At 67.9% G+C, this 15,525-nt stretch carries 10 protein-coding genes; 9 read left to right on the forward strand and 1 reads right to left on the reverse strand.

The genetic code is table 11. The features are described from left to right. Nucleotides 1-173 precede the first annotated feature (173 nt). Nucleotides 174-2,573, forward strand: a complete 2,400-nt coding sequence (locus tag XarjCFBP7645_RS02265; RefSeq protein ID WP_104536077.1) for a TonB-dependent receptor plug domain-containing protein — start codon at nt 174-176, stop codon at nt 2,571-2,573. Between the two features lie 57 nt (nt 2,574-2,630). Here the strand turns inward: XarjCFBP7645_RS02265 and XarjCFBP7645_RS21850 are convergent, their stop codons facing one another. Next, complete coding sequence (locus XarjCFBP7645_RS21850; RefSeq protein ID WP_258079489.1) at nt 2,631-2,810, reverse strand: hypothetical protein; 180 nt, start codon at nt 2,808-2,810, stop codon at nt 2,631-2,633. A 262-nt stretch (nt 2,811-3,072) separates the two neighbouring features. Here XarjCFBP7645_RS21850 and ybaL point away from each other — a divergent pair, with 262 nt between their 5' ends. The 8 genes from ybaL to XarjCFBP7645_RS02310 all read left to right on the forward strand — a co-directional run bounded on the left by ybaL (nt 3,073) and on the right by XarjCFBP7645_RS02310 (nt 15,282). Next, nucleotides 3,073-4,770, forward strand: coding sequence for a YbaL family putative K(+) efflux transporter (ybaL, locus tag XarjCFBP7645_RS02275; protein WP_104536078.1), 1,698 nt, complete (start codon nt 3,073-3,075; stop codon nt 4,768-4,770). 214 nt (nt 4,771-4,984) lie between these two features. Beyond that, nucleotides 4,985-5,746, forward strand: coding sequence for an aldolase/citrate lyase family protein (locus tag XarjCFBP7645_RS02280; protein WP_104536079.1), 762 nt, complete (start codon nt 4,985-4,987; stop codon nt 5,744-5,746). Further along, nucleotides 5,747-7,879 carry a TonB-dependent receptor family protein gene (locus XarjCFBP7645_RS02285; RefSeq protein ID WP_104536080.1) on the forward strand — a complete coding sequence of 711 codons (2,133 nt, stop codon included), beginning with the start codon at nt 5,747-5,749 and terminating at the stop codon, nt 7,877-7,879. Between the two features lie 232 nt (nt 7,880-8,111). Beyond that, nucleotides 8,112-9,338, forward strand: coding sequence for a siderophore biosynthesis protein PvsA (locus XarjCFBP7645_RS02290; protein ID WP_104536081.1), 1,227 nt, complete (start codon nt 8,112-8,114; stop codon nt 9,336-9,338). Then, nucleotides 9,335-11,137 carry an IucA/IucC family protein gene (locus XarjCFBP7645_RS02295; RefSeq protein WP_104536082.1) on the forward strand — a complete coding sequence of 601 codons (1,803 nt, stop codon included), beginning with the start codon at nt 9,335-9,337 and terminating at the stop codon, nt 11,135-11,137. Before XarjCFBP7645_RS02290 ends, XarjCFBP7645_RS02295 begins: the two co-directional genes overlap by 4 nt. Next, on the forward strand, nt 11,134-12,342 hold the full coding sequence (locus XarjCFBP7645_RS02300) for an MFS transporter (RefSeq protein ID WP_104536083.1): 1,209 nt from the start codon (nt 11,134-11,136) through the stop codon (nt 12,340-12,342). Before XarjCFBP7645_RS02295 ends, XarjCFBP7645_RS02300 begins: the two co-directional genes overlap by 4 nt. Beyond that, the gene (locus XarjCFBP7645_RS02305) at nt 12,320-14,089 is read left to right on the forward strand and encodes an IucA/IucC family protein (protein ID WP_104536084.1); all 1,770 of its coding nucleotides are present in this window, start codon (nt 12,320-12,322) and stop codon (nt 14,087-14,089) included. The genes XarjCFBP7645_RS02300 and XarjCFBP7645_RS02305 overlap by 23 nt, the downstream gene beginning before the upstream one ends. Beyond that, nucleotides 14,086-15,282 (forward strand): type III PLP-dependent enzyme, encoded by a 1,197-nt coding sequence (locus XarjCFBP7645_RS02310; protein WP_104536085.1) that lies wholly within the window; start codon nt 14,086-14,088, stop codon nt 15,280-15,282. The genes XarjCFBP7645_RS02305 and XarjCFBP7645_RS02310 overlap by 4 nt, the downstream gene beginning before the upstream one ends. The last annotated feature ends 243 nt before the right edge of the window (nt 15,283-15,525 follow it).

Here is a 15,525-nt window from a genome sequence, read left to right on the forward strand (position 1 = left end):
TGCGCCACGCAGCAGACGCTGCGTCGCAGTCTGATGTCTTGCTGTGCACGCCGCCTCGCCAGCGCATACACGCTGCGCGCAGGCAACCCGGATCACGCAGTCCGCCGTCATCTTCCCCCGGCAACACGCGCAGCGCATCGCTGCGTCCACATCCCCTTTGAGTCTCCATTCCCATGCACACCTCCAACGCACTCTCGCTTGCGATCTCGGTCGCACTCACCGTCTGTACGTTCGCTGCCAGTGCGCAATCGCAGCCTGCCCAGCCGCAGAAAACCCTGGACACCCTGATCGTCACCGGCACGCGCGTCAGCGACCGCACGGTGGCCGAATCCGAATCGCCGATCGACATCATCACCGAGCAGTCGCTGCAGGCCACCGGCGCCACCGACATCGCCACCGCGCTGGGCAAGCTGCTGCCGTCGCTGAACTTCCCGCGCCCGGCGATCTCCGACGGCAACGATGCCGCACGCCCGGCCACGCTGCGCGGCCTGTCGCCGGATGCGGTGCTGGTGCTGGTCGACGGCAAGCGCTATCACACCTCCTCCCTGATCAACTACAACCCGTATGTCGGCCGCGGCTCGGCACCGGCCGACCTGAACTCGCTGCCGATGTCGGCGATCGCGCGCATCGAAGTGCTGCGTGACGGCGCCTCGGCCCAGTACGGCTCCGATGCGATCGCCGGCGTGGTCAATATCGTGCTCAAGCATGGCGCCGATACCGGCAGCAACAGCGTGTCGATCAATGGCGGCATCATGGACAAGGGCGACGGCGAGCAGAACGGCATCGACGGCTCGGTCGGCCTGCCGTTCGGCGGCAGCGGCGGCGATGCCGCACCGGGCTGGGTGCGGTTGTCGTGGAATTACCAGAACACCATGAGCACCAACCGCGGCGAGAACACCAACCGCGCCACCACCGTGCCGGGCACGCCCAATCCGGGCGGTGTGCCCTACCAGCGCCACGGCGACCCGGCCTCCACGTTCTATCAGGGGCTGGCCGCATTCGGCTACGCGTTCTCGCCGAACCTGGAGCTGTACGGCCATCTCAGCATGAGCCGTCGCGAGGTCACCTCCAACGGCTATTACCGCGCGGCCGACAACACCGCGCGCAATGTGCAGGCGATCTACCCGAACGGCTTCCTGCCGCAGATCTACAACCCCACCAACGACCGCTCGGCCGTACTGGGTTTGAAGGGCAGCACCGAGAGCGAATGGAACTGGGACGTGTCGGCCACCTACGGCAAGAACGACATGACCTTCAACATCCTCAACAGCATCAACACCAACCTGTACTACACCACCGGCAGCTCGCCGACCAACTTCAATTCCGGCGGCTTCGAAACCGAACAGGGCACGATCAACCTGGACGTCAACAAGTCCTTCGACTGGGGCCTGGCGTATCCGGTCAACGTGGCCTTCGGCGCCGAGCATCGCCAGGACCGCTACCAGATCACCGCCGGCTCGCCGGAGTCGTACTTCTTCGATCCCAATACCATCAATCCCGACGACGGCGCGCCGTATCCGGGCGGCGCACAGGTGTTCTCCGGTCTGGAGCCGACGGTGGCCGGCAAGTTCGGACGCCACAGCAATGCGGTCTACGCCAACCTGGAAGCGGACATCACCGACAAGCTGTCCGGCGGCATCGCCGGGCGCTACGAAAACTACAGCGATGCCGGCTCCACGCGTTCGGGCAAGCTGTCGGCGCGCTACGCCTTCAGCGACACCTTCTCGCTGCGCGGCACCATCTCCAACGGCTTCCGCGCACCGTCGCTGGCCCAGCAGAACTACGCCTCGGTGGTGACGCTGATCCAGAACGGCGAGCTGGTGCAGGTCGGTACCTACCGCACCTCCGACCCGGTCGCGGTGGCGCTGGGCGCCGGCCCGCTGAGCCCGGAGAAATCCACCAACTACGGCCTGGGCGGTGTGTGGCAGCCGACCGCCAGTTTCACCTCCAGCCTGGACGTCTACCAGATCCGCATCTGGGACCAGATCCTGTATTCGGACCAGTTGCAGCTGGCGCAGCCGATCGGCCAGGTGGCCGCGGTGCAGTTCTTCGTCAACGGCGCCACCAGCCGCACCCGTGGCGTGGACTGGATCAACAGCTATCTCGCCGACCTGGGCAGCTACGGCAAGCTCAATCTCAGTGCAAGCGCCAACTACAACAAGACCACGATCCTGGAACTGTCCAACCCCAACTTCGGGCGCGCCAGCCAGGGCCTGCTCACCGACGCCACCCCGCGCACCAAGTACATGGCGGCGGCGGACTGGACGCTGGGCGGCTTTGCGCTCAACTTCAATGCCACCCGCTATGGATCGATCAAGCGCATCAGCGACCCGGCCGATGGCAGCCAGGACCAGACCTACGACGCGCGCTGGCTGTTGAACCTGGCTGCGAGCCAGACCTGGAACGCGTTCACCGTCACCGTGGGCGCGGACAACCTCACCAATCAGTATCCGACCAAGGCGCAGCTGACCACCGCCTACGATGATCGCGCCGGCGGCCTGCAGTATTCGTCGCTGTCGCCGTTCGGCTTCAACGGCCGCTACTGGTACGGGCGGGTCACCTACCGGTTCTGATCGGCGGTTCCGAGCGGACGTGCTGAGCCGCTCCCGCGTACACGCCAACACCGCCGATCACTCGGCGGTGTTTTTCGTTGTGGGCATCTCGATTCGCGTGCATCGGATGCAGCATGCCGCCCGGGGAACCGCCACGCTCTCGATCTCGATCTCGAAATCCCGCAACACCGTGCCCTTGGCCTGGATGAGGCGCGCGATCAGATCGTCGTCGCCATCGCAGCGAGGTTGCGCGCTCACGCCGTGGAAAGACGTGCCAACCGGTCGTACGCAATGCTGGTCGCCTGCAGTTCTTCAACCGTCGTGCGCTGCGTGTCGCATCGCGTTAATCGAGCGCTGTGTAGTATGGACACCCGGCCAACCGGACCAGTACCGCGGTCCTGGTTTCCCCCGCGCCGGACTCCAGCCATGACCACGCAATGCCCACAGGCGACGCCCGGCGCAGTGCCGTCGGCTGGTCGCGCCCGCGACGCTCTCTCGGACACTCTCACAACGGATTGGAATGCATCACGACACCAGCCTCATCGACATCATCGCCGTCGGCCTCGCGGTCGCTTTCGTGCTGGGCACGCTCGCACAGAAAGTGAAACTCTCGCCGCTGGTCGGCTATCTGCTGGCCGGCGTCTGCGTCGGGCCGTTCACGCCCGGCTTCGTGGCCGACCAGACCATGGCCAACCAGCTGTCCGAGCTGGGCGTGATGCTGCTGATGTTCGGCGTGGGCCTGCACTTCTCGCTCGACGATCTGATGGAAGTGAAATGGATCGCCATTCCGGGCGCGTTGGCGCAGATCGTGGTCGCCACGCTACTCGGCTGGGCGCTGGCCTGGAGCATGGGCTGGCCGTTGATGCATGGGCTGGTGTTCGGCCTGGCGCTGTCGGTGGCCAGTACCGTGGTGCTGCTGCGCGCACTGGAAGAGCGCCGCCTGCTGGAAACCCAGCGCGGCCGCATCGCGGTGGGCTGGCTGATCGTCGAAGACCTGGTGATGGTGATCGCGCTGGTGATGTTGCCGGCCCTGGCCGAGGTGCTTGGCACCGCCGCGCCGGCCGTGGCGCACGCGGGCGAGTCCACCTCGCTGCTGGCTGCGCTGGGCCTGACGCTGTTCAAGATGGTGGCGTTCGTGGCGGTGATGCTGGTGGTCGGGCGGCGGGTGATCCCGTGGTCGCTGGAAAAGGTCGCCGCCACCGGCTCGCGCGAGCTGTTCACCCTGGCCGTGCTCGGCATCGCGCTGGGCGTGGCGTTCCTGTCGGCCACGCTGTTCGGGGTGTCGTTCGCGCTGGGCGCGTTCTTCGCCGGCATGTTGCTGAAGGAATCGGAGCTCAGCCACAAGGCCGCCAGCGATTCGCTGCCGTTGCGCGATGCGTTCGCGGTGCTGTTCTTCGTCTCGGTGGGCATGCTGTTCGACCCGATGATCCTGGTCGAGCATCCGTGGCAGGTGCTGGCCACGTTCCTGACCGTGACCCTGGGCAAGTCGCTGGCCGCGTTCGTGATCGTGCGTGCGTTCGGCCACCCCACCGGCACCGCGCTGACCATTTCCACCAGCCTGGCGCAGATCGGCGAGTTCTCCTTCATCCTGGCCGGGCTGGGCGTACAGCTGGCGATCCTGCCAGAAACCGGGCGCGACCTGATCCTGGCCGGCGCGCTGTTGTCGATCATTGCCAACCCGTTCCTGTTCTCGTGGCTGGATCGCTGGCAGGCCCGGCAGGCGCAGGATGCGCCCGCCACGGTGGAACCGGAACTGCCGCCCGGCCCGCCGTTGCAACTGGACGGCCATGCCATCGTGATCGGCTATGGCCGCGTCGGCAGCGCGCTGGCGCAGTTGCTGCGCAGTCGCGGCGTGCCGGTACTGGTGATCGACGACAACGGCGATCACGTGGCCAAGGCACATGCGGCCGGCATTCCCGGCATCCGCGGCAGCGCGGCGGCCGACCGCGTACTGGCCGAAGCCCGCCCGGAACACGCCAAGATCGCGATTCTGGCGATTCCGCAGCCGCTGGAAGCCGGCGAGGCGTTGGCCAAGTTGCGCGCGATCAACCCGTCGTTGACGCTGCTGGCACGCGCGCACAGCGATACCGAGGTCAAGCACCTGCTCGAACACGGCGCCGACGGTGCGGTGCTGGCCGAACGCGAGCTGGCCTATTCGCTGGCCGAGATGGTGATGTCCACGCCGCCATATCGGGCCTTGCGCGTGCCGGCGTCGTAACTGCGAGGCGGGATGAGGCAGCACCGCACGAAACGACAACCCGCAGGCAGCGCCTGCGGGTTGTTTGCTGCCTGCAGATGGTTCAGTGCGGAATGGCTCGCCATCCGCCAATGATCAAACTGCGACCAGGGCACCGAAAACTGCCCACCGAATACACTTGATAATCATTCCCATCCGGAGCAGGATGAGCGCCCGTTCCCCTACGGCCTCAGCCATGACGCTTGCGGTTGGCGTTCTCAATGCAGTGCCAAGCGTGCAGCTGTGCGAGCTGCTGGGCCGCATCGGCTACGGCTTCGTGGTGCTCGATCTGGAACACGTGTTGCGCGCTCCCGACGAACTGGAGCACGCCATCCGTGCCTGCGAGCTGTCCGGCTGCGAGGCCTGGGTGCGCGTGCCGGAAGTGGACGAAAAACTGATCGGTCGCGTGCTGGATGCCGGCGCGCGCGGCATCGTGATTCCACGCGCCGAATCGGCCGCGCAACTGGCCGCTGCCATCTCTGCCGCACGGTTCCCGCCACTGGGCCGGCGCGGCATCACCGGCGGGCGCGTCACCGGCTTCGGCAACGTCGATCTGCCTACCTACATCGCGCAGGCCAATCGCACTATCCGCATCGTGCCGATGATCGAAAGCGCGGCCGGCATCGCGGCATTGCCCGAGCTGCTTGCGCTGCCCGGCGTGGCCTTGGTGATGGAAGGCGCACTGGATCTGGCGCTGGATCTGGGCCTGGGCCCGCAACCGACCCATCCACAGGTGTGGCAGCTGCTGCTGCAACTGCATGCGCAGTGCGCTGCGGCCAACGTGCCGTTCTGCCCCAATCCGCGCACCGATGCGCAACGCGCGCACTGGCTGCAACAGCCGGATTTGCGCTGGCTGCTTGCCGGCGAAGACCGCGCGCTGATTCAACGCGCACTGCGCGGTCACCTGGCCACCTTCGCTGCGCCCACGCCGCCACCCGTCTGCAGGAGCACGCCGTAGATGTCGACGTTCCGTTTCCACACCCTGACCATCGCCATCGCTGCGGCCGCCCTGACCCTGCCGCCGCTGGCATCCGCCGTCGAGTCGCCGGACGCGGCGGCCACCGATACGCAAACACCGATCCGCGTACTGGACGCGATCCAGGTGCAGGGCAGTCTGCTCGGGCGTTCCAAACCCGACGACGTGCAGCGCTATGCCGGCAGCCGCCAGGTGATCGACCGCGAGCAACTGCGCAATGGCGGCAACCGCTCGCTGGACGATGCCTTGCAGCGCGTGCCGGGCATCAAGATCTTCGACGAGACCGGTACCGGCGCGTTGCCGCAGCTGATGCTGCGCGGCCTGTACGAAAGCCGCAGCGGCCGCGTGCAGGTGCTCGAAGACGGCATTCCGCTGGCACTGGCGCCATATGGACAGACCAGCCTGTCGTTGTTTCCGGTGGGGCTGAACCAGATCGACCGCATCGATATCGTGCGCGGTGGCGCGGCCGTGCAGTACGGGCCGAACAACGTCGGCGGGGTGATCAATCTGGTCAGCAAGGAGATCCCAAGCCAATGGAGTACCACGCTGGCGCACAAGGTCACCGCCGGCGGCCAGGGCCAGTTTCTGCAGGACAGCGCGCTCAGCAGCGGCGGCTACCTTACCGACAACCTCGGCCTGCAGGTCGATGCCAATCGCACCTACGGAGAGTACTGGCGCGCGCACAGCGATACCGACATCAGCAATCTGCGCGTGCGTGCGGAGTGGTGGCTGGACGACACCAAGTTGCTCAAGGCCAGCGTGCAACGCTACCTGGTCGACATGGATCTGGCCGGCGCGCTCAGCCCGGACGATTACCGGCGCGACCCGCGCCAGTCCACCCGCCCGCTGGACAGCTTCAATGGCCGTACCACGCGTGCGTCGTTGGGGTATGAGCAGCTGTTCGGAGACTGGGGTCCGTTGAAAGATGTTCGGTTGTCTTGGACCAACTTCAGCGCGCGCAGCAGCCGCAACTTCATCGTCGGCATGCGCCAGGCCGCCACCGAAACCTGGCGTTCGGACCTGCCGCCGCAACTGCGCCAGACCGCACCGCGCGACTTCCGCGTGGTCGGCAGCGAGCCGCGGCTGAGCTGGAGCATGGGCGATGCCGGTGGCGTGCGTCAGCAGTGGACCGCTGGCGTGCGTGCGGTGAACGAGGACATCGACTTTTTGGTCGGCAATCTGCGCCTGCGCGATGGCCTGTTCACCAGCGTGCGTGACTGGCAGTTCGAAGACCGCGCCCTGGCCGCCTACGTCAGCAATGCGATCACCCTGCCCGACGAACGCCTGACCATCACCCCGGGCCTGCGCTACGAGCGGTTGGATTCGCGCTATTTCAATCGCGCCACCGGCCTGCGTACGCGCAACCAGACCCGCGATGTCTTGCCGGGGTTGACGGTCGGCTTCCAGGCCAACGCACACTGGTTCTTCTACGCGGACGGGCAGCGCTCGCTGCGTGCGCCGCAGGTCACCCAGATCATCTTCGGCAACAACCTGGATGCCGAACTGGCGTGGAACTACGAAGCCGGCACGCGCTACCAGCCCAACGACCGCACCCGCATCCAGCTCGGTGCGTATCTGATCGATTTCGATCAGCAGATCCAGCTGGACAACACCACGCGCGTGTTCCGCAACCTCGGCAAGACCCGCCATCAAGGCGGCGAGCTGGAACTGCAATGGAGCCCGGAGAACCTGCGCGCGCTCACCCTCAACGCCGGTTATGCGTATCTGGATGCCAGCCAGGAATCGGGCGCATTCCGCGGGCTGCGCGTGCCGTATACCTCGCGCAACCAGATCACCCTGGGCGGCAACTACACGCTCGGTCACACCACTGTCGCACTGTCGAGCTACTACTTCAGCAAGGCCTACAGTGATGCGGCAAACACCGTGCAGGAGAACGCGGTCGCCTCGGTCGGCGAGTTGCCGTCGTACTGGGTGTGGAACACGCAGGTAAGCCATACCCTGTTCGAACGCGACGGACAAAAGTTCAGCGCGTCGCTGGCGATCAACAACCTGTTCGATCGGCAGTACTGGTTCCGCGGTGTGGATACCAGCCCGTGGGGCCGCCAGGCCGCGCCGTCGCGCACCGTCACCGCCGGGCTGGAGTACACGTTTTAGGGCTTCGGCCCGGCACATGCCGTAACGACCGACGTACAGGGGCGTCGGTCGGCTGACGGCAACGGCGCTCGCATTGGCGAGCACCGCAGACGACACGGCGTGCATGACGCACGTCTCCCTGCCGCAGCATGCGGCATGCGATCACCATATCGCAGGCCACCCAACGCCCCGCGGCGCCAGGCAGCCCGTTTCAGTACCGGTTTTTCCACCGTCCTGTTGAACGAGAGCTGCCATGACTGCGACATCCGCTGCACCGTTGGTGATCCTCACCCATGTCTGCCATCCGGCCATCACCGAAGGGTTTCTTCCGGCCGCGCATGCGCTCGGCCTGCCGGTGTGGCTGCTGACCGACCACCGACTCGATCACCTCGGCCATTTCCGCGAGCATCCGGCGCATGCACCGCAACGGGTGATCGAATGCGATGTGTTCAATCCGCTCGGCGTGCTGGATGTGCTGCACGACGCCGGTGTGTCGCCGCGCGCGGTGTTCAGCAACAGCGATCATCTGCAGACCAGCACTGCGCTGGTCGCGGCGGGTCTTGACCTGCCCGGCAAGGACTGGCAGGTCTGCTACGCGGCCAAGAACAAGGCGGCGATGCGTCAGCGCCTGCGTGCACGTGGGCTGCCGTCGCCGTGGTTCTGCACGCTGGCGCCGGGCGCCGCACTGCCGGCCGACACGCCGTGGCCGGTGGTGGCCAAACCGCGCGAGGGCGTGGCCAGCCTGGACGTGCGCCACTGTGCAGATGCCGCGCAGCTGCAGGCCTATCTGGACGATGTGTGGCAGCGCCATCCGCAGCGCACCGTGCTGCTGGAAGGCATGCTGGGAGGCGCGCTGTTTACGCTGGAAACGCTGGGCGACGGCCATACGTTGCAGGCGCTGGGCGGCTTCAAGGTGCGCTTGTCACCGCCGCCGCACTTCGTGGAATGCGAGGCGCAGTGGGATGCCCGCGTGGACACGCCGGTGATTGCGCAGGCGCTGCAACAGCTGCGCAGCTTCGGGGTCGGCTTCGGGCTGTGCCATAGCGAATTCATCCTCACCAGCGACGGCCCGGTGCTGGTGGAGATCAACTACCGCAGCATCGGCGACCGCCGCGAGTTCCTGCTCGACGACATGTTCGGCAGGCAGTGGTTTACCGCCGCGCTGGCGCCGCATCTGGGCCTGCCGCTGCCGCAGCTGCGCTGCGATCGCGCCCATGCCTTGCTGCGTTACTACGTCGCCGCGCAGGACGGCGAGCTGGTGACCGCCAGCGAAGATCGCCGCCACCACGATGCGCATAGCGATGTGCACTACCGGCGCATGCGCGCACCCGGCGAGCGTATCCGCCTGAGCCATTCCAACAAGGATTACCTGGGTGTGCTGAGCGCGGTGGCCAGCGATGCACAGGCGCTGCAACAGGCGGTGGTGCATGCCGAAGCGGGGCTGCAGTGGCGGATCGATGGCGCGGAGCTGCGCGCATGAGCAGTGCCGCCGACCAACGCTATATCGCCACCCGCATCATCGATGCCTGCCTGCGCGAGGACCTGCGCGGGATCGCCACCCGCGGCAGCGCCGCAACGCCCGAGGCAGGCGTGCTGGCGGCATGGACCGACCCCAGCCCGGTGGAGGGTTGGTGGCGCATCGCGCATCTGCCCGATGGCACGCTGTGGTTGCCGATCCATCGGCAGGGCTATCTGCAGGACATCAGTGCCTGCGGCGACAGCTGGATCGTGCAGGGCGCCGATGGCGCGCATGTCGAACGCGGTGCGCAGGCGTGGCTGCAACGCATGAGCGCGCAACTGGACACGCAGACCCAGCAGCTGCATCGCGCCTACGCCGAAGAAGCCGAATGCGCTGCCGCCCACCTGGGCCTGGCGCGCCAGGCCTACGACGCGCAGGCGCCTGCGCTGCTCAACGCATTGCAGCACGCAGATGCGGCCGAGCGTGCGTACCGCTGCGATCAACTGGCCAGCTATCGCGATCATCCGTTCTATCCCACCGCACGTGCCAAGGCCGGGCTGGATGCCTCGGAACTGCGCGATTACGCGCCGGAATTTGCGCCCACCTTCGCGTTGCGCTGGCTGGCGGTTCCGCGTGCGCAGGTCAGCTGCACCAGCGCCACGCCGGCCGAGTTGTGGCCGGACTTCGCCACGCTGGGCCTGCCGCCTGCGTTGGCCGGCACGCATGTCGCCTGGCCGGTGCATCCGCTGGTGTGGGCGCGGCTGGAGCAGGACGGGTTTGCACTGCCGCCAGGCACACTGCGGGCGCCGCAGGCCTGGCTGGAGGTGCGCCCCACCCTGTCGGTCCGCACGCTGGTGCCGCTGCAGCATCCGCAGCTGCATCTCAAGCTGCCGATTCCGATGCGCACGCTGGGCGCGCTCAATCTGCGCCTGATCAAGCCCTCCACGCTGTACGACGGCCACTGGCTGGAGCGCGCACTGCGGCGCATCGATGCGCTGGATCCGGCCTTGCGCGGCCGTTGCGTGTTCGTGGACGAGTCGCATGGCGGGCATGTGGGACAGACCCGTCATCTGGCCTATCTGCTGCGGCGCTACCCACCGCTGGGCGACGCCACGCTGGTACCGGTGGCCGCGCTGTGCGCGCGCTTGCCCGATGGCCGGCCGATGGCGATCCACCTGGCCGAGCGCTTTGCGCAGGGCGATGTGCTCGGCTGGTGGCGCGCGTACACCGAGCTGATGCTGGCGGTGCATCTGCGCCTGTGGCTGCGCTACGGCATCGCCCTGGAAGCCAATCAGCAGAACAGCGTGCTGGTCTACGCCGATGGCCAGGCGACGCGGCTGCTGATGAAGGACAACGACGCCGCGCGCATCGCAATGCCGCAGTTGCGCGCACAGCTGCCGGATCTGGACGCGTTGGGCCCGCTGCACGATGCGCGCATCGCGGTGGACGCGCCGCAAGCCCTGGCGCAGATGTTCTGCACCATCGTGCTGCAGCTGGACCTGCAGGCAGTGCTGGAAGGCCTGGCCGAATGGCAGCCGGCGTTGCGCGCGCCGCTGTACACGCAGTTGCAGACGCAGTTCGCATTGACGCTGGCGCAACTGGACGTCGAGGGCATCGACACCGGCCCCGCACGCCGCCTGCTGGCCGCACCGCGGCTGCCGGTGAAGTACCTGCTCAGCGCCGGCAGCCTGCTCAGCAAACAGCTCACTGGTGCGAGCGACATCAACAAGTTCTACGGCGATAGCGCGCCCAATCCCTTCGGCGACGCCTTCGCTGGCGTGCAGCGGAGGCCGACCCGGCAGGCCGGTGCCCAGCGATGAAGCGCGTCCTGGGCCCGGTGCTGGCCGCGCATTACCTGGCCGCCTTCACCGCATTGGGCATGCCGTTGTTTCTGCCGCAGGTGCTGGCCGAACTGGCACCGTCTGCGGCGGTTGGCTGGAGCGGCGTGCTGTACGTGTTGCCGACGCTGTGCACCGCGTTGACGGCCGGCACCTGGGGGCGCCTGGCCGACCGCTATGGACGCAAGCGCTCGTTGCTGCGTGCGCAACTGGGGCTGGCGCTGGGCTTTGCGATCGCCGGCTTCGCGCCGTCGCTGACCTGGCTGGTGATCGGCCTAATCGTGCAGGGCACCTGCGGCGGCTCGCTGGCGGCGGCCAATGCGTACCTGGCCAGCCAGCCGCAGGCCGGCCCGCTGGCGCGCGCGCTCGACTGGACGCAGTACTCGGCGCGCCTGGCGATGGTCAGCGCGCCTGCGTTGCTGGGCCTGGCCGTGGCGCTTGGCCCGGCGCAGTCGCTGTATCGCGCGCTTGCGCTGCTGCCGCTGTTGGCGTTCGCGCTGACCTGGCGTCTGCCAGCCGACCGGCCTGCACAGCGGCCGACAGCGTCCGCTGCGCAGCCGACACCCCCCGGGCTTGCAACTGCGTCGGCGCGGTCGGCGTCAGCACCCACCACCACAGCGGCCAGCGCACTGTGGCCTGCGTTGCTGATCGCGCAGTTTCTGTTCTGCTTCGCGATGGTGGTGACCTTCCCCTACTTCATCCCGTATGCGCTGGCGCGCGGCGCCGGCCACGACGCGCTGGCCGGCCTGCTCTACAGCCTGCCGCACCTGGTCTATCTGGTGGTGCTGCCTTGGTGGCGGCGCGGTGATGGCGAGGCCTGGCTGGTGCCCGGCCTGGTGCTGTTCGCGCTGGCCTGCCTGTGGCAGGCGATGCTGCACGACGCCATCGCATTGGCAGCGGCACGGCTGCTGTTCGGGTTCGGCATGTTGTTCGGCCTGCGTGGGCTCAACCGCAGCCTGGCGCTCGTCGCCAGCGGGCATGGCGCCGGGCGTTTGTTCGGCCGCTTCGATGCGTGCGGCAAATGGGCCGGCGTGTTCGCCGGTGCCGCTGCCGGCGCGCTGGCCCAGGCGGCCGGCCCTGCCACCCCCTTCCTGGCTGCCGCGCTGGCTGCGGCGGCCGCTGCGCTCACCGTTCTGGTGCGCTTCCCCTCGAGGAGATCCGCCGATGTCGCCGCACACGATGCATGACCCCTGGTACGACAGCATGGCCGACGCGCAGGCCTGCAGTTGCTGGTTGAACTGCTACCTGCGCGAGTTCGCGATTCCGCAGCGCGCAGTGGACTTCGATTACCGCGGGCTGGACCGCCCCGGCCCGCGCGTGGCCGAGCAGCGCTGGCTGCGGATCGCGCTGGGCGATACCGGCGCGCTGTGCGTGCGCATTGCCTATGCCGATCGCCTGGGCCGCTGCCGCTTTGCCTCCACGCCATTTCTCAAGGGCGCCGGCCAACCGTGGCAGAGCCTGGATGCGCATGCCCTGGCGCGTTGCCTGCTGCAGGCGCTGGGCAGCACGCAGGCGGTCAACCCGGAACTGCTCGCGCAAAGCGCCAACAGTGTGGCGATCACTGCCGCACTGCTGCGCCAGGCACATGGCACCGCCGCGACCGGCGAGGCGATGATCGACGCCGAACAATCGATGCTGTGGGGGCATGCCTTGCATCCCACGCCCAAGAGCCGCGAAGGCGTCGACCTGGCGCAGGTGCTTGCCTGCGCGCCGGAAGCGCGCGCCGCGTTCCAGCTGTTCTGGTTCCGCATCGACCCACGGCTGCTGCGCATGCAGGGCCGCGATGTGCGTGCCAGCCTGCGGCAGCTGTCCGGCAGCGACGCGTTGTATCCCTGTCATCCGTGGGAAGCGCAGCGCCTGCTCGACGACCCGCTGCTGCGCACCCTGCAGGCGCGCGGGCTGATCGAGCCTGTCGGCATGCTGGGCGAGGCACTGCGCCCCACCTCGTCGGTGCGCACGCTGTATCACCCGGAACTGGACTATTTCCTCAAGTGCTCGGTGCACGTGCGGTTGACCAACTGCGTGCGCAAGAACGCCTGGTACGAGCTGGAAAGTGCGGTCGCGCTCACCGAGCTGCTGGCACCGAGCTGGCGTGCGCTGGCGGTGCAGGTGCCGGGCTTCGATGTGATGCTGGAGCCTGCGGCCACCTCGCTGGAGGTCGCCCAGGTCGATCCCGCCTTGCACGACGCCGACCCGCTGGCGGCGCGTGGCCTGTCGGAGAGCTTCGGCATTTTGTACCGGCAGACCGTGCCCGCCGCGCAACGCGCGCGCTGGCAGCCGCAGGTGGCCGCCGCGTTGTTCACCTGCGATGCGCAGGGCAACAGCGTGTGCGCGTCCAGGCTGCAGGCATTGGGCGGCGCGCAGATGGATCGCCACACCGCCACGCTGCTGTGGTTCCGCGCCTATGCCGGCTTGCTGCTGGATGGGGTGTGGAGCGCCCTGTTCCAGCACGGCATCGCGCTGGAACCGCATCTGCAGAACACCGTGATCGGGTGTGCCGATGGCTGGCCGACGCGGGTATGGATCCGCGACCTGGAAGGCACCAAGCTGCTTGCACATCACTGGCCCGCCACGCGCTTGCAGGGCGTGGGCGAACGCGCGCGGCAATCGCTGTATTACACGCCGGAACAGGGCTGGAATCGCGTGGCGTATTGCGCGCTGGTCAACAATCTGGCCGAGGCGATCTTCCATCTGACCGAAGGCGATGCCGCGCTGGACGCGCGCCTGTGGCAATGCGTGGGCGAGCTCGCCGCGCGCTGGCAACAGCGCCATGGCACGCAAGCCGCGCTGCAGGGCCTGCTCGACGGCGCGCCGCTGCCCGGCAAGAACAACCTGGGCACGCGGCTGTGGCAACGCGCCGATCGACACTCCGACTACACACCGCTGCCCAACCCGATCCCACGCATCGCAGCGGCGCGGCGGGTGGCTGCATGAGCCTGCGCATCGACACTGACGCAGTGATGCAGGCGTTGCCGGGCATCCGCGACCAAAGCGATGGCCCGCTGTGCGCCTACGTCTACGACCTGGCCGCGCTGGATGCGCATGCGGCCTGGATGCGCGCGCAACTGCCGCCCGCCTGCGAGCTGTTCTACGCGGCAAAAGCCAATGCGGAGCCGCCGATCCTGCATACGCTCGCCCCGCACGTGGATGGTTTCGAGGCGGCCTCCGGCGGCGAACTGGCCTGGCTGCATCGGCAACAACCCCGGGCCGCGTTGTTGTTCGGCGGCCCGGGCAAGCTCGATAACGAACTGGCCCAGGCCGCCGCGCTGCCCGACTGCACCGTGCATGTGGAAAGCCTGGGCGAACTGGAACGCCTGGCTGCGATCGCCGCGCAGGCCGGCCGCTGCATGCCGGTGTTCCTGCGCATGAACATCGCCGTGCCCGGCGCGCAGAGCACGCGCCTGATGATGGGCGGGCAGCCCTCGCCGTTCGGCCTGGACCCGGACGACCTGGACGCGGCGATGCAACGGCTGCGGGCCAGCCCCTCGCTGCGGCTGGAAGGCTTCCATTTCCACCTGATGTCGCACCAGCGCGATGCCGGCGCGCAACTGCATCTGATCGCCGCCTACCTGCGCACCGTGCAGCAGTGGCGGCAGGCCTACGCGCTCGGCCCGTTGCGGGTGAATGCAGGCGGCGGCTTCGGTGTGGATTATCTGGCGCCGGAATCGTCGTTCGACTGGGCCGGCTTCTGCGCCGGCTTGCCTGCCTTGCTACGCGACCACGGCCAGGCGCTGCGGCTGCGGCTGGAACCCGGGCGCTATGTCAGCGCCAGTTGCGGCTGGTATCTGATGGACGTGCTGGACCTCAAGCGCAGCCACGGCGCGTGGTTTGCGATCGCCCGCGGCGGCACCCACCACTTCCGCACCCCGGCCGCGCAGGGCCACGATCACCCGTTCCGTGTGTTGCGTGGCGGGCGTGCGCCCGTGCTGCGCGACACACCGGTCACCCTGGTCGGGCAGCTGTGCACGCCCAAGGACGTGCTGGCGCGCAACCAACCTATCGCGGCGCTGGCACCGGGCGACTGCCTGGCCTTCCCGCTGGCCGGGGCGTATGCGTGGAATATCTCGCACCAGCAGTTCCTGATGCATCCGCCGCCGCAGATGGTGTTCCTGCCGGTTGCGGCGTAGGTGGCGGCATCGGCGTCCGTCGCAGGCCTGACCGGCACGCGGATGTCGGCACGCAGTTCTGCAGCTGCCTCCGCTTCGGTGGTCGTCCAGGGAGAGATGGCGCATCGCGCAGCACGCGGCGGCTATCGGGTGACCACTGCGCGAGCGCCAGTCGAACGCGTCTTCCAGACCCGCATGCGCGCCCACATGACGCAGCACCGCATGCGCGCCGCCGTCGAGCTGGCGCAGTCGCAGCATCGTACA

It is taken from the genome of Xanthomonas arboricola (assembly GCF_002940665.1).
Classification (GTDB): domain Bacteria; phylum Pseudomonadota; class Gammaproteobacteria; order Xanthomonadales; family Xanthomonadaceae; genus Xanthomonas; species Xanthomonas arboricola_B.

Coding starts and splice junctions, on each gene's coding strand:
- ybaL (WP_104536078.1), top strand. CDS start 3,073: ATGCATCACGACACCAGCCTCATCGACATCATCGCCGTCGGCCTCGCG.
- XarjCFBP7645_RS02300 (WP_104536083.1), top strand. CDS start 11,134: ATGAAGCGCGTCCTGGGCCCGGTGCTGGCCGCGCATTACCTGGCCGCC.
- XarjCFBP7645_RS02295 (WP_104536082.1), top strand. CDS start 9,335: ATGAGCAGTGCCGCCGACCAACGCTATATCGCCACCCGCATCATCGAT.
- XarjCFBP7645_RS02305 (WP_104536084.1), top strand. CDS start 12,320: ATGTCGCCGCACACGATGCATGACCCCTGGTACGACAGCATGGCCGAC.
- XarjCFBP7645_RS02285 (WP_104536080.1), top strand. CDS start 5,747: ATGTCGACGTTCCGTTTCCACACCCTGACCATCGCCATCGCTGCGGCC.
- XarjCFBP7645_RS02310 (WP_104536085.1), top strand. CDS start 14,086: ATGAGCCTGCGCATCGACACTGACGCAGTGATGCAGGCGTTGCCGGGC.
- XarjCFBP7645_RS02265 (WP_104536077.1), top strand. CDS start 174: ATGCACACCTCCAACGCACTCTCGCTTGCGATCTCGGTCGCACTCACC.
- XarjCFBP7645_RS02290 (WP_104536081.1), top strand. CDS start 8,112: ATGACTGCGACATCCGCTGCACCGTTGGTGATCCTCACCCATGTCTGC.
- XarjCFBP7645_RS02280 (WP_104536079.1), top strand. CDS start 4,985: ATGACGCTTGCGGTTGGCGTTCTCAATGCAGTGCCAAGCGTGCAGCTG.